Raw genomic sequence first — 24886 nt, forward strand, 5'->3', positions numbered from 1 at the left:
CGGGGCCCTGCTCGACACCCGCTGGGGTGTTAAGCGGGGCCCCTTCCTCTACCGCAGGCGTTAAGAAGGTGCCCTTCCTTTCACACCAGGCAGTTCACGATGTCGGCCACCGAGCGGCGGCGGCCGGTGTAGAACGGGATCTCCTCCCGCACGTGCCGCCGGGCGCCGGAGGCGCGCAGGTCACGCATCAGGTCCACGATCCGGTGCAGCTCGTCGGCCTCGAAGGCGAGCATCCACTCGTAGTCGCCGAGCGCGAACGACGCGACCGTGTTGGCCCGTACGTCCGGGTAGCCGCGGGCCATCTTGCCGTGCTCGGCCAGCAGCTCGCGCCGCTCCGCGTCGGGCAGCAGGTACCACTCGTACGAGCGCACGAACGGGTAGACGCACAGGTAGGGGCGCGGCTGCTCGTCGGCGAGGAACGCCGGGATGTGGCTCTTGTTGAACTCGGCCGGGCGGTGCAGCGCCATCTGCGACCAGACCGGGGTGAGCGCCCGGCCCAGCGTGGTGCGGCGGAACCGCAGGTACGCGTCCTGCAGCGCGTCGCTGGACGACGAGTGCCACCAGATCATCAGGTCGGCGTCGGCGCGCAGCCCGGCCACGTCGTACGTGCCCCGGACCGTGACGTCCTTGCCGGCCAGCTCGGTGAAGAGCGACTCGACCTCGTCGACGACGTTCTCCCGCAGCGACGGCAGCGGGCTGGTGGCCCGGTACACCGACCACATCGTGTAACGGATGGTCTCGTTGAGCTCCCGCAGCCGCGCCGCGTTGGTCTGCTCGGTCATGCTGCCGATCCTTCCAGTGCCGTGATGATCTCTTCGGCCGCCGTCTCGCCGGAGCGGACGCACACCGGGATGCCGACGCCGTCGTAGCCGGCCCCGGCCACCGCAAGCGTCGGGTACGCGGCGCGCAGCGCCGCCCGGACCGCCGTGACCCGGGCGGTGTGCCCGGGCGTGTACTGGGGCAGCGCGCCGCCCCACCGCTGCACGTGCCGGGCCACCGGCGTCGGCAGCGGCGCGCCGAGCACCGCCGACAGCTCCCGGTGCACCGCGTCGGCCAGGTCGTCGTCGGTGAGCTGCAGCGACGTCTCGTCGCCGTACCGGCCGACCGAGGCGCGCACCAGCGCCAGCCCGTCCGGCCGCCGCAGGTGCCCCCACTTGGTGGTGAAGAACGTGGACGCCTTGATCGTCAGCCCCTCACCGGCCGGCACCAGGAAGCCGGACAGCTCCGGCAGGGCCGGACCGGGCAGGGCCAGGGTGATCAGGGCGACGCTGGCGTAGTCGAGCGCACCGACAGTGTCGGCCGCCTCGGGCGCGGCGGCGGCGAGCAGCCGGGCGGCCGGGCGGGCCGGCACCGCGAGCAGCACCGCGTCGGCCTCGACGTGCTCGGCGTCGCGGGTCGGCCCGACGGTGAGCCGCCATCCGGCCGGGGTGCGGCGCAGCTCGCGTACCGCGGCGCCGCGCCGGATCGTCGCGCCGCTCGCCGTCGCCGCCGCCTCGACAAGCGTGCTCAGCCCACCGGCGAGGGTGCCGAAGACCGGGGCGCCGGGCGCGCGCGGCGCGGCGGCCTGCGCGGCGCGTACCGCACCGACGAGCGTGTGCTCGGCGCGTGCCGCGCGGGCCAGCGCCGGCATCGTGGTGACCAGCGACAGGTCGTCGGCCCGCCCCGCGTACACGCCGCCGAGCATCGGGTCCACGAGGCGGTCCACCACCGCGTCACCGAGACGCTTGCGGACCAGCTCGCCGACCGAGGTGTCCTCACCGTCGGCCAGCAACGGGTGGCCCGCGTCGCGGTCGGCGTCCGCGGCCGGCGGCGCGACCGCCGCCACCTTCTCCAGATCCCCGGGTACGCCGACGAGCGTCCCGCCCGGCACCGGGCGCAACGTGCCGTCGACGAGCAGGGCGGCCTGCCCGACGGTCGGGTGCACGATCGCCTCGGCCAGGCCGAGGCGCCGGGCCAGCGTCACCGCCGCCGACTCGCCACCGGCCGGGTCGCGCATCAGGAACGACTCCGCGCCGAACTCGACCGGCCCGCCTGCGAGCTCACCGGTGAACAGCTTGCCGCCGAGGCGGCCGGACTGCTCGTACACGGTGACCGCGGTGCCCTCGGGAGCGCTGTCGCGCAACCGGACGGCGGCGGCCAGCCCGGTGATCCCGCCACCGACGATCGCCACCCGCCACGGTCGCACCACTGTCGCCTCCTAGCGCTCCGGTCGCGCGGTCAGCTCGTGCACCAGCGCGACCACCCGGGTCAGCACCTCGGGGTCGGTCTCCGGCAGGACGCCGTGGCCGAGGTTGAACACGTGGCCGGGAGCGGCCCGGCCCTGCTCGACGATGCGCCGCACCTCGGTCTCCACCACCGGCCAGGGCGCGAGCAGCACGGTCGGGTCGAGGTTGCCCTGCACCGCCTTGTCCGGCCCGATCCGGCCGGTGGCGACGTCCAGCGGCGTACGCCAGTCCACGCCCACCACGTCGGCGCCGGCCTCGCCCATCGCGCCGAGCAGCTCGCCGGTGCCCACCCCGAAGTGGATCCGCGGCACGCCGGAGTCAGCGAGCCCGCCCAGCACGTACGTCGAGTGCGGCAGCACGAAGCGGCGGTAGTCGGCCTCGGAGAGCGCGCCGGCCCACGAGTCGAACAGCTGCACCGCGGAGACCCCGGCGTCGATCTGCACCTGGAGGAACGCCAGCGTCACCTCGGCCAGCCGGGCGCACAGCGCGTGCCACAGGTCCGGGTCGCCGTACATCAGCGCCTTGGTCTTGGCGTGGGTACGCGACGGCCCGCCCTCGACCAGGTAGCTGGCGAGCGTGAACGGGGCGCCGGCGAAGCCGATCAGCGGGGTGTCGGCCAGCTCGACGACGAGCTGGCGGACCGCCTCGTCCACGTACGACACCTCGTCGCGGCCGATCGGGGAGATCCGCTCGACGTCGGCGGCGGTACGGATCGGCTCGGCCACCACCGGGCCGGTGCCGGGCACGATGTCCAGGTCGATGCCGGCCGCGGCGACCGGCACCACGATGTCGCTGAACAGGATCGCCGCGTCCACGCCGTGCCGGCGCACCGGCTGGAGCGTGATCTCGGTGACCAGGTCCGGCCGGCGGCAGGACTCCAGCATCGGCACGTTCGCCCGGATCTCGCGGTACTCCGGCAGCGACCGGCCGGCCTGGCGCATGAACCAGACCGGCGTGTGCGGGCCCGGCTCGCGCCGGCAGGCGCGCACGAAGGGCGAGTCGGCCGGCCCGCCGCGGCGGGGTTCTCCGTCTCGGGCGGCAGTGCCCGTGGTGTCGGTGGTCATCGCGGCAATCGTGCCACGCCCCCGGCAGGCGCCCGCGCTCACCGTCCGCATTTGTGACGTAGAAGGAAGGGCCCCCGCTTAACGCCTCCGGTAGAGGAAGGGCCCCTTCTTAACCGTCGATCACCCGGCGCGCCGTCGCGCGCCGTACGGTGGGCGCGCATAGGCTGCCCGCATGGCCCCCCCGATCGCGCTCCCGGAAACGTTCGCTCGCGCGGTCGCGGGGCTGCGGTCGGCGACACCCCGCCCGGAGATCATCCTGGAGGAGGTCGGCGCGCCCCAGCGGCTGGCCCCGTTCGCGTTCGCGCTCTCCGCCGCCGTGATGCGCGACGACGACGAGGTGGCCACCGGCCGGCTGATCCTGCTGCACGACCCGGCCGGGCACGAGGCGTGGCAGGGCACGTTGCGGCTGGTCACGTACGTCACCGCCGAGCTTGAGGTCGACCTGGCCAGCGACCCGCTGCTGCCGGGCGTCGGCTGGACCTAGCTGACCGACGCGCTGGACGCGCAGGGCGCCGGGCACCGGGCGATCGGCGGCACCGTCACCCAGACGCTCTCCACCCGGTTCGGCGAGCTGGCCGGGCCGCCCGCCGCCGGTGACATCGAGATCCGCGCCTCCTGGACGCCGCTGCGCGCCGACCTGGGTCCGCACCTGCTCGGCTGGTGCACGCTGCTGGCCTCCACGGCCGGCCTGCCGCCGCCCGGCGTCACCGCGCTGCCCCGGCGTTCCGCCGGCGCCGCCTGACCGCACCCGGCCGGATACGCGAAGGCCGCCCCGGCGAACCGGGGCGGCCTCGGGCGAGCACAGGTCAGAGATAGTTCTCGGCCTCGTCGCAGACCTTGTCCAGACCCTTGTTCGCCGCCTCGAAGGCAGCCCGGTCGCCACGCGACGCGGCGGCGATGGCGGTGGTCAGCTTGTCCAGGCAGCTCGCGATGACCTTCTTCTGCCGGGCCTGCTCGTCCCGGTCGTTCTTGGTGCCGGTCAGGTCCTGCTGGGTGTCCGACAGCCGCTCCTGCACCGTCTTCAGCTCACCCTTGAGCTTCTCGATCTCCTGCTGGTTCGCCGAGATGGTGCCGTCGCGCTGGCTGACCAGCCGCTGGGACTTGTCCAGCTCGCCGTTCGTGGAGACGTACAGGAAGGTCATCACGCCGCCGAAGACGAACAGCAACGCGGCGACGAGGCCGAGGACCAGCGGGGCCCACTTCCGGCCGCCGCCGGCGGGCGCGCCGCCGGCCGGTCCGTAGGGGCCGGGCGGCCCGGACATCGGCGGCGGGCCGTAGCCGGGGCCGGACACCGGCGGGGCGGACAGCGGCGGGGCCGACAGCGGCTGCGGGTAGCCGGGGCCGGAGACCGGCGGTACGGAGACCGGCGGCGCCGACATCGGCGGGGGCACCGGAGCGGCGCCCGGCGCGTAGCCCGGCTGGCCGGGCGCGGCGGGCTGGTATCCGCCGTACCCGGGTGCGCCGTCGGGCGCGGTGGGCTGGTGCAGGGTCGGGGCGGGCTGGTTCGGGTCGTGCTGCTGGGGCGCGGGCCGGCTGCCGTACACGTTGCCGTAGACCGTGCCCCCCGGCGCCGGGGGCGGGTTGTCGCCCCCGGCCGGTGGGTAGGACATGTCGTTCCTCCAGATGAGCTGGTCCCCCGCGGGGTGGCCCGATGGGCCGGGGTCGATGCGCTGCGGTCGCCCCACACCGGCGTGGGCGACCGGTCAGCAGAGGCGGAACCGGTCGCAGGCGGTCTTGATCGGCACCGCCAACCCGATGCCCTCGGCGTTGCGGGCCTTGGCCGTGGCGATGCCGACGACCTCCTTGGCGCCGTTGATCACCGGGCCGCCGGAGTTACCGGGGTTGATCGGCGCGTCGAACTGGATCACCGGGCCGCCGCCGCGCTCGTCTTCGCGGAACGCGCTGACCACGCCCGTGGTGACGCTGTCCTGCAACCCGAGCGGCGCGCCGACCACGATGATCTGCTGGCCGGGCCGCACCGGATCACTGGCCGCGACCAGACCGGCGAACTTGGCGGTGGTGCGCAACTGCGCCAGGTCCTTGTCCTTGTCGGTGGCGATGATCGTCGCCTCGAACCGCTGGTCCTTGCGCTCCAGGAACACCTTGCGCTCACCGGCGGTGAAGACCGACTCGACCACGTGGAAGTTCGTCAGCAGCGTGGTGCCGCCGCCGGACGGGGCCTTGCCGACGGCGAACGCCGTACCGGTGAACTGCCCGGCCCGCACCCGGAACACGCTCGGCAGCACCGCGCTGGCCACCGCCTCCGGGTTGAAGGCGGCTCCGGCCTGCTTCTCCAGGCTGCCGGCGCGCTGCTCCAGGCCGTCGAGCCGGCTGGCGTCCGCGCCCTGCCCCTCGGCCATCCGCTTGTCGGCGGCGGCGAGCCGGTCGTCGAGCCGGTAGATCTGGTACGCCTGCACGCCGCTGACCACCGCCAGCACGGCGGCCAGGGCCAGCGCCACCACCGCGAGCCGGCTGCGCCGGGGGGCGCGCTCCGGCGGGCCGAGCGGCGCGCCGAAGCCGGAGACCTGCTGACCCGGGTACGCCGCCGGCTGGGCGGGGTAGGACGGCGCGGACACCGGCTGGCCCGGATAGGCGGGCGCGGAGACCGGCCGGCCCGGGTAGGACGAGCCGGAGCCGGACGGGGCGCCGGAGTGCCGGTCCGCGTACGGCGACGAGGCCTGGCCCGGGAACGACTGTGAACCGGCGGGCGCCTGGCCCGGGTAGGCCGGGGCGGACTGGGCCGGTGCCGAGCCGTAGGAGGACTGCCCCGGCTGGGCCGACGGCGTGCCGTAGGAGGACTGACCCGGCTGGGCCGGCGCGCCGCCGAACGACGACGGGCCCGGCTGGGACGGCGCGGCGCCGAACGACGGCTGGGACGGCGCGGGCGGGGTCGCGAGACCCGACGACGCTGAGTAGGCGGCCGACGGCGACGCCCCGGCCGCGTCGGCGCGGCCCGGGTAACCGGCGGACGGCGGCGCGGCGGCCCGCGCCGGATAGCCCGCGCCCGAAGACGGGGCGGGGTAGCTCGTGCCCGAGGACGCCGGGTAGCTCCCCCCGGACGATCCCGGGTAGCTCGCGCCCGGCGACGTGGTCGGGTAGCTCGCGCCCGGCGAGGGGGCCGGGTAGCCCGTGCCCGGCGCCGCGTGGCCTCCGGTGCCGGCGCCGCTCCACGACGCACCGCTACCGCCCGCTGCCGACCCGGGCACAGTCGGCCCGGACAGCGGAGCCGGACCGCCGGGCGGGTCGAAGCGTGGCGGCAGCGGGCCCGGCCGATCGGCCGTCGGGTCACCGCCCTGCCCCGGCACGCCGTCGCCGGTTCCGTACCCGCCTGTCATGCTCGACCGTCCTCCCCGTCGGCTTCGCCGACGCCCCCGACCGCTGTCGTCCGGCCCTGTGCGCCGCTCGCGGCTCGATGGACCGTACCGGCGGAAACGGGCTTTGTCTCCCCCGCTGTCCGACCCTCTCACGGCCCCGCAACCCGGTTCGTTCCGGACACCTGACGGACACCGCGCCGACACGCGCCGGACCGGCTGCGCACACCGGATCGTCCGGCCTACTAGGGTTGTCAGGTGACCGACGAACCACCCCTGCGCCGTCGGGCCGCCGAAAGCCGTACGGGAGAGGTCTCCGCCGATCCGACGTCGGCCCTGCCGGAGCCGGCGGACGCGGGGACCGAGACCGAGCCGGGCGCGGCCGTCCCCCTGACCGCGCCGCGCGACGGCACGCCCGCCCCGGTGGCCACACCGGCCGAGTTGAACGAGGTCGTGGCCCGTTTCGCGGGCGGCACCGGCCCGGTGGCCCTGGACGCCGAACGCGCCTCCGGCTACCGCTACAGCCAGCGCGCCTACCTGGTGCAGTTGCGCCGCGTCGGCGCCGGCACCGCGCTCATCGACCCGCTGCCGCTGCCCGACCTGTCCGCCCTCGACGAGGCGATCGCCGAGACCGAGTGGGTGCTGCACGCGGCCAGCCAGGACCTCGCCTGCCTGGCCGAGCTGGGTCTGCGCCCGCGCCGGCTGTTCGACACCGAACTGGCCGCCCGGCTGGCGGGATTCGAGCGGGTCGGCCTGGCCGCGCTGACCGAACAGCTGCTCGGGTTCAGCCTGGAGAAGCACCACTCCGCCGCGGACTGGTCCAGCCGGCCGCTGCCGGAGTCCTGGCTGACGTACGCGGCGCTGGACGTCGAGCTGCTGGTGGACCTGCGCGACGCGCTGGACGAGGAGCTGGGGCGGCAGGGCAAGTCCGGCTGGGCGGCGGAGGAGTTCGACGCGCTGGTGCGCAACGGCGCCCGTCCGCCGCGCGTGCGCGCCGAGCCGTGGCGGCGCACGTCCGGCATCCACCGGGTACGCGGCGCGCGCGCCCAGGCCCGGGTGCGGTCCCTCTGGTACGCGCGGGACCAGATCGCCGCCCGCCGGGATGCCGCGCCGGGCCGGGTGCTGCCCGACTCGGCCATCGTGGCCGCCGCCGAGCTGGACCCGAAGGACGAGAAGACGCTGCTCACGCTCCCCGGTTTCGGTGGGCGCTCGGTGCGCCGGCTGGCACGTACCTGGCTGGCGGCGCTCGACGACGCGCGTCAGTTGCCGGACGACGCGCTGCCGGTGAGCCCGACGGTGGAAGGGCCGCCTCCGCCGCACCGTTGGGCCGAGCGTGACCCGGTGGCGGCCGGGCGGCTGGCCCGGGCCCGGGAGGTGGTGGTCGGCACCGCCGCGGCGCACCGGCTGCCGGCGGAGAACCTGATCGCGCCGGACTCGATCCGCCGGCTGGCGTGGCAGCCGCCGGAGGAGATCACCGACGACACCGTCGCGGAGGCGCTGCGCGCCTTCGGCGCTCGGGAGTGGCAGATCGGGCTGCTGCTGCCCGCTCTTACCGAGGCGCTGCGCACCCCCCAGCAGTAACGTCGGTGGCAGGTGTGAGGTGGGCCACGCGGGGGGTGGTGCCGCGTTTGGTTACTGGCGAGTAGCATCCGGGGAAATGCCCGTGCCGAGGGAGGCTCCAAGTGCCCCGTGAAGTCCGGGATGTCGTCTTCGTCGACGGCGTCCGTACCCCGTTCGGCAAGGCGGGTGGGATGTACGCCAACACCCGCGCCGACGATCTGGTGATCCGCTGCATCCGCGAGCTGATGCGCCGCAACCCGCAACTGCCGCCGGAGAAGGTGGAGGAGGTGGCGATCGCCGCCACCACCCAGATCGGTGACCAGGGCCTGACCATCGGCCGTACCGCCGCCCTGCTGGCCGGCCTGCCCAAGACCGTGCCGGGCTTCGCCATCGACCGGATGTGCGCCGGCGCGATGACCGCCGTCACCACCGTGGCCAGCGGCATCGCCATGGGCGCGTACGACGTCGCGATCGCCGGCGGCGTCGAGCACATGGGCCGCCACCCGATGGGTGAGGGCGTCGACCCCAACCCGCGCATCGTCGCGGAGAAGCTCGTCGACCCGTCCGCCCTGGTGATGGGCTCCACCGCGGAGAACCTGCACGACCGGGTCCCGCACATCACCAAGGAGCGCACCGACGCGTTCGCGCTGGCGTCGCAGCAGAAGACCGCCAAGGCGTACGCCAACGGCAAGCTCCAGGGCGACCTGGTGCCGGTGGCGGTGCGCGACCCGGAGGCGGGCTGGGGCCTGGCCACAGTGGACGAGGCGCCCCGCGACACCTCGATGGAGAAGCTGGCCGGGCTGAAGACCCCGTTCCGGCCACACGGGAAGGTCACCGCGGGTAACGCGGCCGGCCTGAACGACGGCGCTACCGCCGCGCTGCTGGTGGCCGAGGAGACCGCTCGTGAGCTGGGCCTGCCGGTCGGCATGCGCCTGGTGTCGTTCGGCTTCGTCGGCGTCGAGCCCGAGGTGATGGGCGTCGGCCCGATCCCGTCGACCGAGAAGGCGCTGCGCATCGCCGGCCTCAGCATCGACGACATCGGCCTGTTCGAGCTGAACGAGGCGTTCGCGGTGCAGGTGCTCGCCTTCCTCGACCACTTCGGCATCGCCGACGACGACCCGCGGGTCAACCAGTGGGGCGGCGCGATCGCCATCGGTCACCCGCTCGCGTCCTCCGGCGTCCGGCTGATGACCCAGCTCGCCCGCCAGTTCGCCGAGCACCCCGAGGTCCGCTACGGCCTCACCGCCATGTGCATCGGCATCGGCATGGGCGGCACCGTGATCTGGGAGAACCCGCACTGGGAGGGTGGAGACAAGTGAGCCTCGCCGCACCGAACGAGGTCGTCACCAAGGCGCTGCTGCGCCAGGTGGCCGTACCCGGGCTGGACCGGCCCGCCGCCCTCATCACGCTGGACAACGGCTTCGACCACACCAAGCCGAACACCTTCGGCCCGGCCGGTCTGACCAGCCTGGACGAGGCGATCACCGCCGCGCTGGCGGCGGAGCCGGCGTTCATCGCGGTCACCGGCAAGCCGTACATCTTCTGCGTGGGCGCGGACATCACCAGCCTGCCCGCGCTGGAGAACCGCGAGCAGGCGCTGGAGATCGGCCGGCTCGGCCACCGCGTCTTCGCCCGGCTCAAGGACAGCGCCGTCCCCACCTTCGCGTTCGTCAACGGCGCGGCGATGGGCGGCGGCCTGGAGCTGGCGCTGCACTGCCACTACCGGACGCTGTCGGCGGGCGCGGCGGCGCTGGCGCTGCCCGAGGTCTCGCTCGGCCTGATCCCCGGCTGGGGCGGTACGCAGCTGCTGCCGAACCTGATCGGCATCCCGGCCGCCACCCAGGTGATCATTCAGAACCCGCTGATGCAGAACAAGATGCTCAAGCCGAAGCAGGCGGCCGAGATGGGCATCGCGGACGTGCTGCTGGAGCCGGCCGACTTCCTGGAGCGGTCGCTGGAGTGGGCCGCCGGCGTGGTCCGGGGCGAGGTCGCCGTGACCCGCCCCGAGGTCGACAAGGACATGTGGGCGGGCGTGCTCTACTTCGCCCGGCAGACCCTCGACCAGCGCCTGCACGGCGCGGTCCCGTCCGCGTACAAGGCGCTGGACCTGCTGGAGACGGCGAAGGACGCCGACTTCGCCACCGGCACCGCGGCGGAGGACGAGGCCCTCGCGGACCTGGTCTTCTCCGAGGAGCTGCGCAGCGGCCTGTACGCCTTCGACCTGGTGCAGCGGCGGGCCAAGCGCCCGGCCGGCGCGCCGGACAAGGGCCTGGCCCGCCCGGTCACCAAGGTCGGCATCGTCGGCGCCGGCCTGATGGCCAGCCAGCTCGCGCTGCTGTTCGCCCGGCGGCTGCAGGTGCCGGTCGTGATGACCGACCTGGACCAGTCGCGGGTGGACAAGGGTGTCGGCTATGTGCACACCCAGATCGAGAAGGCCGTCAGCAAGGGCCGGATGGACAAGGGCACCGCGGCCAAGCTGTACGGCCTGGTCAGCGGCTCGGTCGACAAGTCCGTCTTCGCCGACGCCGACTTCGTCATCGAAGCCGTGTTCGAGGACCTGGGCGTCAAGAAGCAGGTCTGGGCCGAGCTGGAGAAGATCGTCAAGCCGGAGGCGGTGCTCGCCACCAACACCAGCTCGCTGTCCATCACCGAGATGGCCGCCGACCTGGAGCACCCGGAGCGGGTGGTCGGCTTCCACTTCTTCAACCCGGTCGCGGTGCTGCCGCTGCTGGAGATCGTCCGCGGCGAGCGGACCGACGACGCCACGCTGGCCACCGCGTTCGCTGTCGGCAAGCAGCTCAAGAAGTCGTCGGTGCTGGTCAAGGACGCCCCGGCGTTCGTGGTGAACCGGCTGCTGACCCGCTTCCTCGGCACCGTGTTCGCGGCCGTCGACCAGGGCACCCCGCTGGACGTGGCGAACAGCGCGCTGGACCCGCTGGGCCTGCCGATGCGTCCGCTGGCGCTGCTGCAGCTCGTCGGGCCGGCCGTGGCGTACCACGTCGGCGGCACCCTGCACGAGGCGTTCCCGGACCGGTTCGGCGTCAGCGAGAACCTCAAGCGGATCGCCGACTCGGGCCAGCCGATCGTGGTCGACGACCAGATCAACGACGAGGTGGCGAAGCTGCTGGTGGTCGGCGACGAGCCGCTCACCGCCGAGCAGGTGCGGCAGAACGCGCTGGACGCGCTGGCGCAGGAGATCCGGCTCATGCTCGACGAGGGCGTCGTCGCCGAGGCGCAGGACATCGACCTGTGCATGATCCTCGGCGCCGGCTGGCCGTTCCACCTGGGCGGCGTGACGCCGTACCTGGACCGGACCGGCACCTCCGAGCGGGTGACCGGCAAGCGGTTCCTGCCGCGCGGCGTGGCCAGCCTGCGCTGACCGATACCGCATCGATCGCGGTGGTCGGGCTGTCCGAGACGGACGCCCGGCCACCGCGATCGGCGTTTCGCGGGCAGGTCACGGGTCGGATGCGGTTTCGTCCCACCGGCCTTCCACGGACAGCGGCATGTCGGTGCTCCTGGCTACGATCACGCCTTCAGTTTTCTCACAGGAGCTGCCTACATGTCCCAGCCGCCGTCCAATCCCTACCCCGGCCACTACCCGCCGCCCCAGCACCAGCCCGGCGGCTTCCAGCCGCCCCAGCAGCCGCAGTACGGCGGTGGCTACCCGCAGGCTCCGCAGCAGCCCCAGTACGGCGCTGACTACCCGCAGATCCCGCAGCAGCCCCAGTACGGCAACCAGTTCGGCGCGCCGGTCCCGCCGAAGAAGTCCGGCGTCGGCAAGATCCTGCTGATCGTCCTCGCGGTGGTCCTGGTGCTCTGCGTCGGTGGCGGCATCGTCACCTGGCTCGTCACCAAGGACACCGTCGGCGAGGTGGTCACCGCCACCAAGACCCGGGTGGTCGAGCCGCAGACGCTCGGCGGCCGGCCGAAGGTCACCGACCCGCAGCTGCAGAACGCCGCGACGCAGATGAAGGCCTCGCTCAGCAAGGACGTGCCGGACGCGACGAGCACGGCCGGCGCCTTCTACGGCAACCCGGAGAAGAAAGACCTGGTCATGATCGTCGCCGTGTCCGGCGTCATGGCCGACCCGAAGAAGGAACTGGACGACGCCGCCACGGCGGTCACGCCGGACCTGGCCACCAAGGACTTCAAGACGGTCGACCCGGGCCCGCTTGGCGGCGACGCCAAGTGCTCCGACGGCAAGGCCTCGGGTGAGCAGGTGGCCGTCTGCATCTGGGCCGACCGGGGCAGCCTCGGCATGGTGGTCGTCTACTTCAAGTCCGCGGCCGAGCTCCAGAAGGAGTTCGTCACGATGCGCGGCGAGATCGAGAAGCAGGGCTGACACCGCTACGCACCGGGCCCCCGCCGCGACGGCGGGGGCCCGGTGTCGTTTCCGGATCAGGCGGACTCGGCCCGTTCGGCAGGGCTCCGGCAGACGCAGAACTCGTTGCCCTCGGGGTCGGCAAGGACCACCCAGCCACTGCCGTCCGGCCGGCGCCGGTCGGCCACCAGCGTGGCGCCGAGGTCACGCAGCCGCGCCACCTCCTCGTCGCGGGTGCCCTCGGCCGCGTGCAGGTCGATGTGGAACGCGCCCTTGCCGTGCCGCTCGCCCACCCGGACGAACAACAGGTCGGGGCCGTCGCCGGCGGGCGCGGCGAGGACCGCCTCCGGGTCGTCCGGGTGGTCGTCGTCGGCGAGCCGGCGGTCGAGCACCCGGGCCCACCATCCGGCGAGGGTGTACGGGTCGTCGGATTCGACTGTCACGCAATGGAACTGTGCACTCATCGGTGCTTCCTCCTGTGGGGTACGCGCCCCGGCGGAGTGGGAACGTCAGCGGGGAACGCGGGGCGCGGGACGGTTCACGAAAGACATCGACCACACCCCCTTCCACCTCATCGGGCTGACCGGTTGATCATTCCACCGCCCTCCGGCGCCGGCAACCCCGCCCCGCCGCAAGGAAGGGCCCCTTGTTAACAGCTGCGTGTTAACAAGGGGCCCTTCCTCTACCGGAGGCGTTAAGAAGGTGCCCTTCCTTACGGGCCGACGAACACCGCCTTCGCGCGCCAGTCGACGCCGTCGACCGCCGGGCCGCTGCGCACGGTGAACGTCGCGGCCGGCACGCCGTTCACCCAGTCGGTGGCGGCCAGGTCACCGGTGTTGCGGTTGACCTTGTACAGCGTGCCGCCGGAGACGAAGACCGCGCCCGCGTCGGCGAACCCGCTCGCCCCGGACACCGTGAACCGGTCGGCGCCGACGACGCCGCTGTCCGGGGTGAACCAGCGCCAGAACAGTCCGTTCTGCCCGTTGAGCGTGTAGTAGAGCCGCCCGCCGGAGAAGAACATGCCGGTCACGTTCGGGATCTCGGCGTAGAAGCCGGTGGTCGCGCCGACGTACGTCTGCCCGGTCGGCCCGGAGTTGGTGATCACGTTGTCCCAGTACGGGTCGTGGTACGGGTCCACCAGTTCCGGCGTGCCGAACGTGGTGCCGTTGAACGTACGCCGCCACAGCGCGCCGTCGGCGCCGTAGAACACCGTCCCGCCGACCCAGAACGCGTTGCGCGCGCCCGCCCAGACGGTGCCGTCCGGGTCGGTCACCGGGTCCGGCGCGCCGACCGTGCTCTGCCCGTCGTACGAGCGCACCTGCACCGGCGAGCTGGCCGGGGCGGGCGGGGGCCCGGTCTTGACGATCTCGACGGCGTTCACCAGCGGGTTCTCCCGCACGTGGCGGAACTCCACGTCGATCGAGCCGTCGCTGACCACCGTGAACTCCCGCATGGTGCCCACGTTGTGCCCGGCGGTGGCGGACAGGTCGAGGTCGTCGAGGACGACAGCACCCTCCAGCGCCACGTCGAAGATCCGCGTGCCGGCGTTGGCGGTGCCCGCGTACCGGTTGGCCATGTAGAGCCGCACGTGCACCTCGGTGCCGTTGGGCACCGGGAACTGCCAGGTCATCTCCGCGCCGCCGGACGGGTCGTACCGCTCGTGGTTGTAGAGCTCGACCGGGGTGCCGGCCGGCACCGCCGAGTCCAGGCTCGCGGCGGTGGTGTAGCTGGAGACGCTGCTGCCGGTGTTGTGGTACGGGCTGGGGCTGGAGCTGGTGTCGGCCGCCCAGTCCGGCCCGCCGTCGGTGGCGGCGATCGACCAGCCGCCGGCGTTCACCCGGTACAGCACGTTCGTCGGCTGCGGCAGGCCCGCCTGGTAGACGTTGCCGGGCAGGGTGGCCGTGGTGGTGGGGTGCACCGCCGTCCCGCCGGCCAGCGGGAAGAACGCGATCCGCTCCCGGCGGTACTGGAAGTTGCCGATCCACAGCGTGTCGCCGCCGACCCAGAGCCCGGTCGGCGTGACGAGCATCTCGGAGGCGCCGATGCCGCGCGGGTGGCGGCCGGGGTTCCAGGACAGCGGCAGGCCGTTGGCCGGGTCGAGCGCGGCGATGCTGGCCCGGCCGACCGCGCCGGCCCGGGCGTTGTCGGTGCCGGTGGTGTTGTTGAGCCAGCGGAGGTGGCCGCCGACGTAGACCGCCTCTTCGCTGATGCCGACGGACAGGAACGTGTCGCCGCCGCTGTAGTCGACCCAGGTCGGCTGGAGAGCGGAGCCGGTCGCGCCGGCCTCCCAGCGGGCCGCGGTGTCGCAGAGCGTTCCGCTGTACGGCGCGCCGGTGGTGACCACCACGAAGTAGCTGTTGTCCGGGGAGAACGCGACGTCACGGACGTACGAGTCGAAGGACTGCCACTTGCAGCGCGGCGTGTAGCGGGCCGTGTTCCAGTCCGCGACGGTGGCGGCGGTGGCACCCAGGTCGATCTTGACGATCTGGTCGTGCAGCACCCCGTCGGCCTTCTTGAAGTTGCCGATGACGACGAGCTGCGTGCCGTCCGGGGAGACGGCGAGCTTCTCCGCGCCGACGCCGGCCTTGGCGCCGCTGACCCCGTCCCAGTTGTGGTTCTCGGTCAGCGTGGTGGTGAGGTAGCTGTCCACGGCGCCGGTGGTGGCGTTGAGCGACGCCAGTCCGCCGCGCGGGTTGGGGTTGCCGGCCGTGGTGAAGATGCCGCCGACCAGCAGCCGGTTGCCGACCAGCGCGATGTCCTTGATGAGCCCGTTGAACGCGGGCGGCGCGAAGCTGGTGACGACCGCCCCGGTGTTGACGTCTAGCAGGGCCACCTTGCGCCGGGTCACGCCGTTGACGGTGTTGAACTTGCCGGCGACGAAGACCGTGTTCGCCGTGGGCCCGCCCGTGACCGCTGTCACCTCGTTGTCGAGCGTGGGCGCGAACGCGGTGTCCACCGTGCCGGTGGCCTTGTCGAACGCGAGCAGGTAGTCGCGGGGGATGTCGACGTCGGAGTTGCGGTTCTGCACACGGGTGAAGGAGCCGCCCGCGATGATCTTCGTACCGGCGTCGTGGATCGCGTCGACCGAGCCGTCCTGGACGTCGGGCGAGGCCGTGGAGGGGACGGTGTGGACCACTTTGTCGTGGCCGGGCGCGGCGGCGGCCGCGGGCGTGGCCGGAGAGAGGCCGACGACGGTGAGGGCGCCGGCGGTGAGTACCGCGAGAAGACGGCGGCGGCGCGGGGCCGAGAGGTGGGTCACGGGCAGCTCCGGTGGGTGAGCAGGGTGAGGCGTCGCTGCGCTTACTCTCCGTTGATCACCGCTCCGCGTCCAGCGTGAGCCGAGCATTCTGCCCGACCACCGTGCCGCCGGGGGCCGACCACCGCCGGGTCCGGCCAGGACAGCCGAGGCTGTCCGCACGAAAAGGTGAGGCCGCCTCACCGGCCGGACGGGTCGGGATGGGCGGTCAGGTGGCCGCGGGCGGGTCGGCCGACGGAAGCGTGACGGTCACCTCCAGGCCGCCACCGGGCTGGGCGACCGCCTTCACCGTGCCGCCGTGCGCGTCGCAGACGGCCCGCACGATCGACAGGCCGAGCCCGGAGCCGCGAGCACCGGTGCGTTCCTGGCCGCCGCGCCGGAACGGCTCGAACAGCCCGGGTACGTCGGCGGGGGCGACCTCGAAGCCGGTGTTCCCCACCACCAGCCAGGACCGCTGCCCGTCGGTGCCGGTGCGCACCCAGATCCGCCCGTGCAGGTGGTTGTAGCGGACCGCGTTCTCCACCAGGTTGCCGGCCAGCCGGTCGAGCAGCCCCGGGTCACCGACCACCGGCGCCGGACGCAGCGACGTGTGCACCTTCAGGCCGATCCGCTCGACCTCCCGGGACACCGCGGACAGCGCGTTGGCGGTGCCGACGGCGAGGTCCGACTCCGCGCGCCGGGCCAGCCGCCGGCCGGTCTGGGCCTCGCTGCGGGCCAGCACCAGCAGCGCGTCGACCAGGCCGTTGGCCCGCTCCGAGGCGTCCCGCACCACCCCGGCCATGCGGCGGTACTCGGCGAGGTCGGCGTCGTCGTCGCTGAGCGTCACGTCGATTTCGGTACGCATCACCGCGAGCGGCGTCCGCAGCTCGTGCGAGGCGTTCGCGACGAACCGTTTCTGTGCCTCGAACGCACCGCTGATCCGGTCCAGCATCGCGTCGAACGTCTCCGCCAGCTCGGCCACCTCGTCGTCGGCGCCGGACCAGCCGATCCGCTCGTCGAGCGTGGCCTCGCCGAGCCGGCGCGCGGTGGCTGTCACCTGGTGCAGCGGGCGCAGCGCCCGGCCGGCCACCAGGTACGCCCCGGCCACCCCGACGACGCTGATCGCCACGAGCGCGAGCAGCCCCTTGACCAGCAGTTCCTGCGACGCCGCGTCGACCAGTTGCCGCTGCCACTGCCCGGCGTCGAGGGTGCGGCCGTCGGTGAGCACCACTGTGGTGCCGGGCAGCAGCTCGTCGGTGGGGCGCAGCGCGTCGCGGACCAGCAGCCAGGCCAGCAGCACCAGGATCGCCCCGGCGCCGACCAGCAGGACGCCGTTGAGCAGGGTCAGCCGCAGCCGCAGCGTCGGCCGCACCCGCCGGGTGCCCACGCTCACTGCGTGCGGCCGATCCGGTAGCCCGCCCCGACCACCGTGTCGATGAGCGGCGGGTCGCCCAGCTTCTTGCGCAGCGTCATCACGGTGACCCGGACGATCGTGGTGAACGGGTCGGTGTTGGCGTCCCAGACCCGTTCCAGCAGCTCTTCGCTGGACACCACCGCGCCGCGCGCCTTGAGCAGCTCGGCGAGCACGCCGAACTCCTTGTTGGTGAGGTCGAGCGGCACGCCACCACGGGTGACCACCCGCCGGGCCGGGTCCAGCACCAGGTCGGCCACCTCCAGCACCGGCGGCGCGGCCGGGGTGGCCCGGCGCCCGAGCGCCTGCACCCGCGCCACCAGCTCGTCGAACGCGAACGGCTTGGCCAGGTAGTCGTCGGCGCCGAGCTGCAGCCCCTCCACCCGGTCGGCGACGGTGCCGCTCGCGGTGAGCATCAGCACCCGGGTCAGCGCGCCGGAGGCGGCCAGATCGGCGCAGATCTGGTCGCCGTGCACACCCGGCAGGTCGCGGTCCAGGATCACCACGTCGTACCGGGTGACGAACGCCGCCTCGTGGCCGGCGTCGCCGTCGTACGCGACGTCCACCGCCATCCCGCGCTTGCGCAGCCCGCGCGCGATCGCGTCGGCGAGGTTGCGCTCGTCCTCGACCACCAGTACCCGCATCCCGGCCCTCCCGCCTCGTGACCTCTGACAACCTAGTGCCGCCGGCCAAGCGTGTCGCCGGAGGAGCCGCCCCAGCGGCGCAGTCCGGCTGATCCGCCCGCGCTGTCCACCGAGTCCTCCCCTCCCGTCGGCGAGCTTCGTTACGGTCCGTCAGGTCAGCACCGACATGACGCCGTGTCACGCACTGTTACTGGCGCTCGCCTCCACAACCGAGGCAGCTGCCGAGCTAAAACGCCCTGACCTTTGGAAACGCCGAATCGGCCATTGGGGCAGCCGAGACCCCTCCGCCGACTTTGCCCTGCAGCCAGATACGCATATGTTGCCCGCAGTCACGGATGCGTCGGTGGCTGCAGAGCAAAGTCGACGTAGGGTAGACCCGGCGAGCCCGCGTCACAGTCACCTTCGGTGACCGGAAACCCAAACCGATCAGGCGGGCCAGCGCAACGACGCGCTACGTGCGTCGCAGCGTCGGAGCACGAGTGCCGGCGGGCCGGCTGATAGGCGCAGGTCGGGGTATGGCTTGCCCGGGTCAGAGCGCGGTGACTACCGCGCTGATGGACACGAACGCCGGCAACGGGCTGTCCGCGCCCGACACTCAAGCGGTCCGACTACCCGCCCTCGCCACAGTCGCCCGCAGACTCCCGCGTGTCAGGCACCTCAGTAGCGGTACCTATGAATCGGACCCTGGGGAGACTGAGCTCACGGCTGCTGCGTTGCAGTCCGGTCGGCCACAGGAACCACGATCTCGTCGGGTCGGTGAAGTGCAGTCCGAAGCTTTTGTGAAGCCAGGGCCAGAACTCTTCGTCTCCGGGCAGGGTCGGCAGGCTGAGCGTGAGCACCACGCAAGGCGGTGCGTCCGTCGTGAGGAGATAGGCCTGCTGCGGTGGCGTCGACGGGCCGCCTGCCGGGACACCAACGAGGGTGATCCCGGAGATGGGGACAGGCGATCGGTTCTGAACCTTCAGCCGGCCCGATTGCCCGTCCCGGGGGTAGGTCAACCACCAGAAGGCGACCCGGGAGGCGTATCTCTTCTCGTACCGGTCGCGTTCCAGCTGCGCCATTTCCAGCTGCGTGCGGTTGATTTCCTGTTGGTCCCTGTAGGTGACACCAGCGACTATCAGCGCCGGGATCGCGACCGCGACCGCTAGCAGGCCGGACAGCGCCTGCACCCAGTCGGTGAGCTTTGCCCGCTCGCGCGGCTGACGCGATCCCCCGCGCCGTGGCGGCAGGACGCGACGCCGCGGGCGCTGCCGAACCACCATCTGCTCCCCCAATCTTCCGAGGTCGGTCTACATGGTGGGTCCTGGCGTACGTCCGCCGACACCCTCACCGCCGTTGCACAAAACCTTCGGGTACGCGATGCTCAGCGGCAATGATCGACAAGCACGCGGTCCAGGGGCCGGGCCCACGCCGGGCGGCCTCCCGATGACCGGCCGCGACATCGCGTACCGCCGGTTCCGTTTCCCGGCGGACCGGGACGTGGGCCTCGCCGACGGGCTCACCGCGGGGCAGGACGGGCTGGCGTTCGACGGGGCGCCCGGCCGCCTGACCCACACCGATCCGCACTCCGGGACCACCGCCGAGTACGCCGCCGGGAGCTGGACCTCCCCGGTGACGCCGCTCGGCTTCGCCGCCGTCGAGCTGGTGCCCTCCTGGACCGCGCACACGCCGGCCGGCTGCTGGCTGCGCGTGGAGCTGCGCGGCTGGGCCGGCGACGCGGCCTCCACCGGCTGGTACGAGCTGGGCAACTGGGCCGCCGACGACAGCACGGTGCACCGGGCGTCCGTACCCGGGCAGGCGGACGACCGGGCGCGGGTGGCCGCCGACACGCTGCGGGTGACCGGCGCGACGGTGACCGGCTGGCAGGTGCGGGTGACGCTGCTGCGCCGCCTCGACGCGGCGGACGGCCCGGCGCTGCGCACGATCGGCGTGGTCGCCTCCGCCGACCCGCCCGGCGTCGGACAACGAGCCGGCGCAAGAACCGATGCCGGCGCGGGCGGCGCGCGAGGGCGGGTGCTGGACGTGCCGCGCTACGCGCAGCGGCTGCACGCCACCGGGGAGACCCGCTGGGGCGGCGGTGGAGACTCCTGGTGCAGCCCCACCTGCGTGTCCATGGTGCTCGACTTCTGGGGCGCCGGCCCCACCCCGGACCGGTACGCCTGGGTGACGCCGCCCGGCCCCCGCCCGCGGGTCGTGCACGCCGCCCGGCACTGCTTCGACCACGCGTACGCCGGGGCGGGCAACTGGCCGTTCAACACCGCGTACGCGGCGACGCACGGCGTGGACGCGTTCGTCACCCGGCTGCGTTCGCTGGCCGAGGCGGAACTGTTCGTGGCCGCCGGCATCCCGCTGATCGTCTCGGCGGCGTTCACCGCCGCGCAGGTGCCGGGGCTGGACTACGACACCCGGGGGCACCTCATCGTACTGGCCGGCTTCACCGCCGACGGCGATCCGGTGCTGAACGACCCGTACGCGCCGGACGACGAGCGGGTCCGCCGCACCGTGCCGCGCGCGCCGTTCGAGCATGCCTGGCAGGTGGGCAGCGGCGGCATCGTGTACGTGCTGCGGCCCGAGTCGACGCCCCTGCCGCCGCCACCGGCGCAGGCCAACTGGTGATCAGCGTCCGGCCGGCCAGATCGCCATGCCGCCGGTCGGGCGCAGGCACACCAGCTGCGTACCCGTGTCCGCGCACTCGGACCAGGCGCCGGGCAGGATCCCCCGGATCCGCACCTGCCCGGCCGCCACGTCCAGCGCGCCGACGAGCGTCCGGTCCTCGGTGAGCGTGCGCAGCCCGAGCAGCGGCCCGGACGGGAGGTCGTTGCCGGAGACGCGCCAGCGGCCCAGCCGGGCCAGCACCCGGCCGGTCGGCGGGTCCAGCACCGACAGTTCCAGCTCCTCCCCGACCCCGCGCTCGGCGGCGATCAGCCGGTCGCCGACCGGGCCCATCCCGAGCCACCGCTCGTCGGTCCAGGCCGGGCGGCCGGTGGCCGGATCGAGGGCCTGCGCGCCGCCCACCTGGTTGCGCAGGCACACCATCCCGGCGCAGTCGGCGAACCAGAGTCCGGCGCGGGAGCCCACCGGCAGGCTCCACCGTTCCTCAAGCCGGTCCAACCCGTACCCGGTGACCGAGCCCCGGGCGTCCTCGACCAGCAGCAGATCGGCCACCACCTGGGCGTACCGGTAGGCGGCACGGCCGGCCGCGGGCGCCACCCGGCCGGTGTGCGCGACGGTGCCCGCGTCCGCGTCGTACACGGTCACCCGGCCCTGCGGGGTGACCAGGACGAGCTGTGTCACCCCGTGGTCGTCGCGGCGGTACCCCACCTCCTGGCCCGGTACGGGCAGCGTCCACCGCACCGCGCCGGAGGCCGGGTCCACGGCCCGTACGGTGCCCGCGCCGGGCGGGCGGGGGTTCTCCAGCAGCAGCCCGCCGGAGGCGGTCGGGACCGGGTATCCGGGATGCCGCCAGCGCAGCGTGCCGGTCGCCGGGTCGAGCATCGCCGACACCGAGTCACCGTCCCCGGCCGGACTGCTCGTCACCAGCAGTCCCCCGGCCACTGTGGTGAGGCCGAGCACGTGGTCGCCGTCGGTCAGCGCGAACCGCCACGCCGGTTCCCCGCCGGGCAGCCGGTACGCGGCGACCACCCGCCCGCCCCGGCCGGTCGCGCCGGGGCCGTCGGCCACCACCACCCGGTCCGGCCGGACCACGAACGCCGCGCCCTGCGGGGCGGGAATCCGGATCGGCACGGGCCGGCGCGGCGGCCCGGCGGCAGCGTGCACGACGAGCAGCACCAGTACGCCGAGCAGCGCCACCCGGACCGCCGGGCCGGGCGGCCGGCGGGGCGGCGCGGGTTCCGGCTCGTCGGCGGACTCGCCGTGCCGCATCTCGCCCAGTTCGATCACCGGGCTCACGGCAGCCGCCGCACCACGTAGTCACCTGCGGGCCTGCGGCAGACCAGCAGCGTCACGCCGGTCGTGCAGTCGGTTCCGGTGATCACTCCCCTGATCGGGGGCGGACCGCCGGACAGGTCCATCTCGGCCAGGAGCTGCCGGCCGCCGCCCAGCAGCCGGGTGGCCAGCAGCGGGCCGCCGGACCCGTGCTGCGGGGCCAGGGTCCAGCCGCCCAGCTCGGCGATCAGACGCCCGTCGGCCTGGCCGAGCACCGCCAGGCCGCCGGCGCCGATCGCGGTGTCGCCGACGAGCAGCCGGTCGTCGCGCGCCGCCACGACGCGCGCCCACCGGTCCACGCTCCAGCGGACGTGGCCGGTCGCCGGGTCGAGCGCTGTCATCCCGGCGCCCGGCCGGACGGCGCAGAGCAGGGCACCGCACCTGTCGACGTAGTCGACGAGCTTCTGTTCGACGGTCCAGCGCGGTCGCAGCGTGTCCAGGTCGTACGCCTCGATGAGCCCGCCGCCGATCTCCAGCAGCAGCCCGGCCACGGTCATCACGTGGCGCGGGCCGGGCGGTCGAACCGGGTGCAGGTCCCGGGCCGCGACCCGCGCGCCGGTGCGCGCGTCCACGACCACCACCTGCCCGGTGGCCGGCCACAACAGCATGCGTTCCGCCCCGGAGCCGTAATCGAACCCCAGCATGCCCGTCGAGGGCAGCGTCCACATCGTCCTTCCGTCGGCCGGGTCGACCCGGGTGATCGACGGGCGGGGGTCGGACGCGGCGGACTGCGACAGCAGCACCCGGCCGACCGCGAACGCGACGCCGCGCCGGCGCCAGACGTCCGCGCCGGTGGCCGCGTCGTACGTCACCGTCTCCCAGTCCTCGTCGTTGCCGGCCGGGCCGGCCACCATCACCCGGCCGTCCTGCTCCCACACCGACACGGCGGTGCCGATGCCGGGCAGCGGACTGCGCCACAGTTCCCGCCCTTCGCGGTAGGCGACGAGTTCCCGCCCGTCACCGCGGTTCGGCCGCACCACGTACACCACGTCGCCGGAGACGAACACGGCCGAGCCCAGGCCGCCGGGCAGCGTCCACTCCGCCGGTCCTCGCGGCGGCTGGGCGGCGGCGGTGAGCGTGAGCAGCGCCAGCAGCAGGAGCGCCAGGGTGCCGGCCGGCCGGCCGACGCTGCGCGGCGGGCGGGGGGCCGCCGGGGGCGGAGCGTCGTGACGCAACTCCCCCAGATCGATGACGGTCACGACCATCCTCTCCCGCGCGCCCGGCCGCCGTCCGGCCGTGACCGGCATTGCCACAATTCGCCTGTACGATGGCGCGTCGTGGCCGTGCCCGTGGTGGACCCCTCGTTGAACCCCTCGTCCGTCGAGACGGACGCCGTCGTGGCCGATCCGCCACGCCGTGCCCGTCGCCGGCCGGCCCGCGCCGATCTGCTGGCCATCGGAGCCTATGTGCTGCTCGGTGTTCTCGTCTGCCTCAACTACTGGGGCGACGTGGAGCACCGGGTCTCCTCGCACCTGCCGACCGACCACAGCTGGTTCGAGTGGCTGTTCGCGCACGGCGCGTACTCGGTGCAGCACCTGGAGAACCCGCTGTTCACCACCCGGCAGAACGCGCCGGACGGGGTGAACATGATGGCGAACACCTCGCTGCTCGGGGTGACGCTGCCGCTTGCGCCACTGACCCTGCTGCTCGGCCCGCAGGTGATGTACGCGCTCTACCTGGGCGCGGCGCTGTCGGCGACCGCCGCCACGTCGTACTGGGTGCTGTCGCGGCACCTGGTCCGGTCCCGGGCCGCCGCGTTCGCCGGTGGCGCGTTCCTCGGCTTCGCGCCGGGCATCGTCCACCACGCGAACGGCCAGCCCAACTTCGTGTCGAACTTCCTGCTGCCGCTGATCGTGGCGCGGGTGCTGCGGCTGGGCGAGCCGGGGCGGTGGCGGCGCAACGGGCTGGCGCTCGGGCTGCTGGTGGCGTACCAGGTCTTCATCAACGAGGAGATGCTGCTGCTCACCGCGCTGGCCTGCCTGGTCGTCGTGGTGGCGTACGCGGTGCAGCGGCCCCGGGCGGCCCGCGAGCGGGCCGGGTCGTTCCTGGCCGCGCTCGGGCTCGGCGGCGGGCTGGCGCTGCTGCTGACCGCGTACCCGATCTGGTTCCAGTTCAACGGGCCGCAGTCCTACCGCGGATTGCAGGGCGGCGTCTTCCACAACTGGGGCGAGGACCTGGTGGCCTTCGTCACGTTCGCCCGGGACACGATCGCCGGTGACGAGGCGGTGGAGAAGACCATCGGGCTGACCGAGCAGAACACCTGGTTCGGCTGGCCGCTGGTGCTGGTGGCGCTGGGCGCGCTGGTGCTGCTGGTCCGCCGGTCGGTGCCGGCCCGGATCCTGGCCGTGCTGGTGGTCGTCTTCACTGTCGCCTCGATCGGCCCGGTGGTGCGGTTCAACGGTGTGGAGACCGACGTCGACGGGCCGTGGGCGTACATTCCGGACGACCTGCCGCTGGTCGAGATGATGATGCCGACCCGGTTGAGCCTGGTCGTGGTGGCCGCCGTGGGTGTGCTGCTCGCCCTGGCGTGGGACGCGCTGGCCGGTGCCGGCCGTCCGCCGGTGCCCGCCCCCCGCGCCGCCGCCGACGACAGCACGGACGGCGACGGTGACGGGACGGCCGCGCGTGACACGCGCCGCCGGGTGCTGCGGCTGGCCGGGTACGCCGCGATCGTGGCCGCCCTGGTGCCGCTGATCCCGCGTCCGCTGCCGGCGGAGCACATCGACCCGCCGCCGCGCTTCATCACCGCCGGTGGCTGGCGGCCGTACGTGCCGGAGGGCCTGACGCTGGTGCCGGTGCCGATCCCGAGCAACGTGCACGGGCTGCACACGCTGCGCTGGAGCGCGCTGACCGGGCACGAGTTCCCGATCCCGGGCGGCTACTTCATCGGCCCCAACGAGCGCGGTGAGGGTGTCTTCGGCGCCCCGAACCGCCCCACCAGCACGCTCATCTACTCCACGATGGACGCCAACGCGGTGCCGGAGATCACCGAGGAGAACCGCCGCCAGGCCGTGGACGACCTGCGCTTCTGGCGGGCATCGGTGGTGGTGCTCGGGTCCGGTCCGCGCGAGGCGGTGCTGCGCGACCTGATGGCCGAGCTGCTCGGCCCGCCGCAGCGGGTGGACGACGTGTGGCTCTGGGACGTGCGCGACCGGGTCTGAGCCGGC

The 24886-nt window shown here is 73.7% G+C and carries 18 protein-coding genes and 1 pseudogene; 7 read left to right on the forward strand and 12 right to left on the reverse strand.

Annotation, left to right across the window (positions count from 1 at the left end; genetic code table 11):
* Positions 1-80: 80 nt before the first annotated feature.
* Genes hemQ through hemE form a run of 3 tightly spaced genes read right to left on the reverse strand, consistent with a single transcriptional unit; the run spans position 81 to position 3289 of the window.
* Entirely contained in the window at positions 81-782 is a 702-nt protein-coding gene (hemQ, locus tag BAW75_RS18695) for a hydrogen peroxide-dependent heme synthase (RefSeq protein ID WP_043325639.1), read from the reverse strand.
* On the reverse strand, positions 779-2188 hold the full coding sequence (hemG, locus tag BAW75_RS18700; protein WP_104114389.1) for a protoporphyrinogen oxidase: 1410 nt from the start codon (positions 2186-2188) through the stop codon (positions 779-781). Before hemG ends, hemQ begins: the two co-directional genes overlap by 4 nt.
* 9 nt (positions 2189-2197) lie before the next feature.
* On the reverse strand, positions 2198-3289 hold the full coding sequence (hemE, locus tag BAW75_RS18705) for a uroporphyrinogen decarboxylase (RefSeq protein ID WP_208635270.1): 1092 nt from the start codon (positions 3287-3289) through the stop codon (positions 2198-2200).
* Positions 3290-3461: 172 nt separating this feature from the next.
* Here hemE and BAW75_RS18710 point away from each other — a divergent pair.
* Positions 3462-4031: pseudogene (locus BAW75_RS18710) on the forward strand (DUF3000 domain-containing protein).
* Positions 4032-4095: 64 nt separating this feature from the next.
* Here the strand turns inward: BAW75_RS18710 and BAW75_RS18715 are convergent.
* Positions 4096-4899, reverse strand: a complete 804-nt coding sequence (locus BAW75_RS18715; protein ID WP_104114391.1) for a hypothetical protein — start codon at positions 4897-4899, stop codon at positions 4096-4098.
* A 93-nt stretch (positions 4900-4992) separates the two neighbouring features.
* On the reverse strand, positions 4993-6624 hold the full coding sequence (locus BAW75_RS18720; RefSeq protein ID WP_104114392.1) for a S1C family serine protease: 1632 nt from the start codon (positions 6622-6624) through the stop codon (positions 4993-4995).
* A gap of 234 nt (positions 6625-6858) precedes the next feature.
* On the opposite strand from BAW75_RS18720, the gene BAW75_RS18725 reads away from it, so the two are divergent.
* The 4 genes from BAW75_RS18725 (at position 6859) to BAW75_RS18740 (ending at position 12505) form a co-directional block, all read left to right on the forward strand.
* Positions 6859-8181 (forward strand): ribonuclease D, encoded by a 1323-nt coding sequence (locus tag BAW75_RS18725; RefSeq protein ID WP_104114393.1) that lies wholly within the window; start codon positions 6859-6861, stop codon positions 8179-8181.
* Between the two features lie 101 nt (positions 8182-8282).
* Entirely contained in the window at positions 8283-9479 is a 1197-nt protein-coding gene (locus tag BAW75_RS18730; RefSeq protein ID WP_104114394.1) for a thiolase family protein, read from the forward strand.
* Positions 9476-11539, forward strand: coding sequence for a 3-hydroxyacyl-CoA dehydrogenase NAD-binding domain-containing protein (locus tag BAW75_RS18735; protein ID WP_104114395.1), 2064 nt, complete (start codon positions 9476-9478; stop codon positions 11537-11539). The genes BAW75_RS18730 and BAW75_RS18735 overlap by 4 nt, the downstream gene beginning before the upstream one ends.
* A 183-nt stretch (positions 11540-11722) precedes the next feature.
* On the forward strand, positions 11723-12505 hold the full coding sequence (locus BAW75_RS18740) for a hypothetical protein (RefSeq protein WP_064447155.1): 783 nt from the start codon (positions 11723-11725) through the stop codon (positions 12503-12505).
* Between the two features lie 56 nt (positions 12506-12561).
* Here BAW75_RS18740 and BAW75_RS18745 read toward each other — a convergent pair whose 3' ends face one another.
* From BAW75_RS18745 to BAW75_RS18765, 5 genes are all read right to left on the reverse strand, one after another.
* Positions 12562-12948: a VOC family protein gene (locus BAW75_RS18745; RefSeq protein WP_043325653.1), complete on the reverse strand. Its 387-nt coding sequence runs from the start codon at positions 12946-12948 to the stop codon at positions 12562-12564.
* A 248-nt stretch (positions 12949-13196) separates the two neighbouring features.
* The gene (locus BAW75_RS18750; protein ID WP_104114396.1) at positions 13197-15743 is read right to left on the reverse strand and encodes a malectin domain-containing carbohydrate-binding protein; all 2547 of its coding nucleotides are present in this window, start codon (positions 15741-15743) and stop codon (positions 13197-13199) included.
* 205 nt (positions 15744-15948) lie between these two features.
* On the reverse strand, positions 15949-17106 hold the full coding sequence (locus tag BAW75_RS18755) for a sensor histidine kinase (RefSeq protein WP_176722869.1): 1158 nt from the start codon (positions 17104-17106) through the stop codon (positions 15949-15951).
* 2 nt (positions 17107-17108) lie between these two features.
* Entirely contained in the window at positions 17109-17774 is a 666-nt protein-coding gene (locus BAW75_RS18760) for a response regulator transcription factor (RefSeq protein ID WP_043325656.1), read from the reverse strand.
* A gap of 608 nt (positions 17775-18382) precedes the next feature.
* A complete protein-coding gene (locus BAW75_RS18765; RefSeq protein ID WP_146074855.1) occupies positions 18383-19036 on the reverse strand; it encodes a hypothetical protein in 654 nt (217 codons plus the stop codon).
* Positions 19037-19199: 163 nt separating this feature from the next.
* Here BAW75_RS18765 and BAW75_RS18770 point away from each other — a divergent pair, with 163 nt between their 5' ends.
* Complete coding sequence (locus tag BAW75_RS18770; protein ID WP_244206170.1) at positions 19200-20390, forward strand: peptidase C39 family protein; 1191 nt, start codon at positions 19200-19202, stop codon at positions 20388-20390.
* On the opposite strand, the gene BAW75_RS18775 is transcribed toward BAW75_RS18770, so the two are convergent.
* Together BAW75_RS18775 and BAW75_RS18780 are read right to left on the reverse strand one after the other, a co-directional pair.
* Positions 20391-21683, reverse strand: a complete 1293-nt coding sequence (locus BAW75_RS18775; RefSeq protein WP_104114398.1) for an outer membrane protein assembly factor BamB family protein — start codon at positions 21681-21683, stop codon at positions 20391-20393. It abuts the gene before it with no gap.
* Positions 21680-22918 (reverse strand): outer membrane protein assembly factor BamB family protein, encoded by a 1239-nt coding sequence (locus BAW75_RS18780; protein WP_104114434.1) that lies wholly within the window; start codon positions 22916-22918, stop codon positions 21680-21682. The genes BAW75_RS18775 and BAW75_RS18780 overlap by 4 nt, the downstream gene beginning before the upstream one ends.
* A 93-nt stretch (positions 22919-23011) precedes the next feature.
* On the opposite strand from BAW75_RS18780, the gene BAW75_RS18785 reads away from it, so the two are divergent.
* Positions 23012-24880: a DUF6311 domain-containing protein gene (locus tag BAW75_RS18785; RefSeq protein WP_208635273.1), complete on the forward strand. Its 1869-nt coding sequence runs from the start codon at positions 23012-23014 to the stop codon at positions 24878-24880.
* Positions 24881-24886 lie beyond the last annotated feature (6 nt).

It is taken from the genome of Micromonospora chalcea (genome assembly GCF_002926165.1).
Lineage (GTDB): Bacteria > Actinomycetota > Actinomycetes > Mycobacteriales > Micromonosporaceae > Micromonospora > Micromonospora chalcea.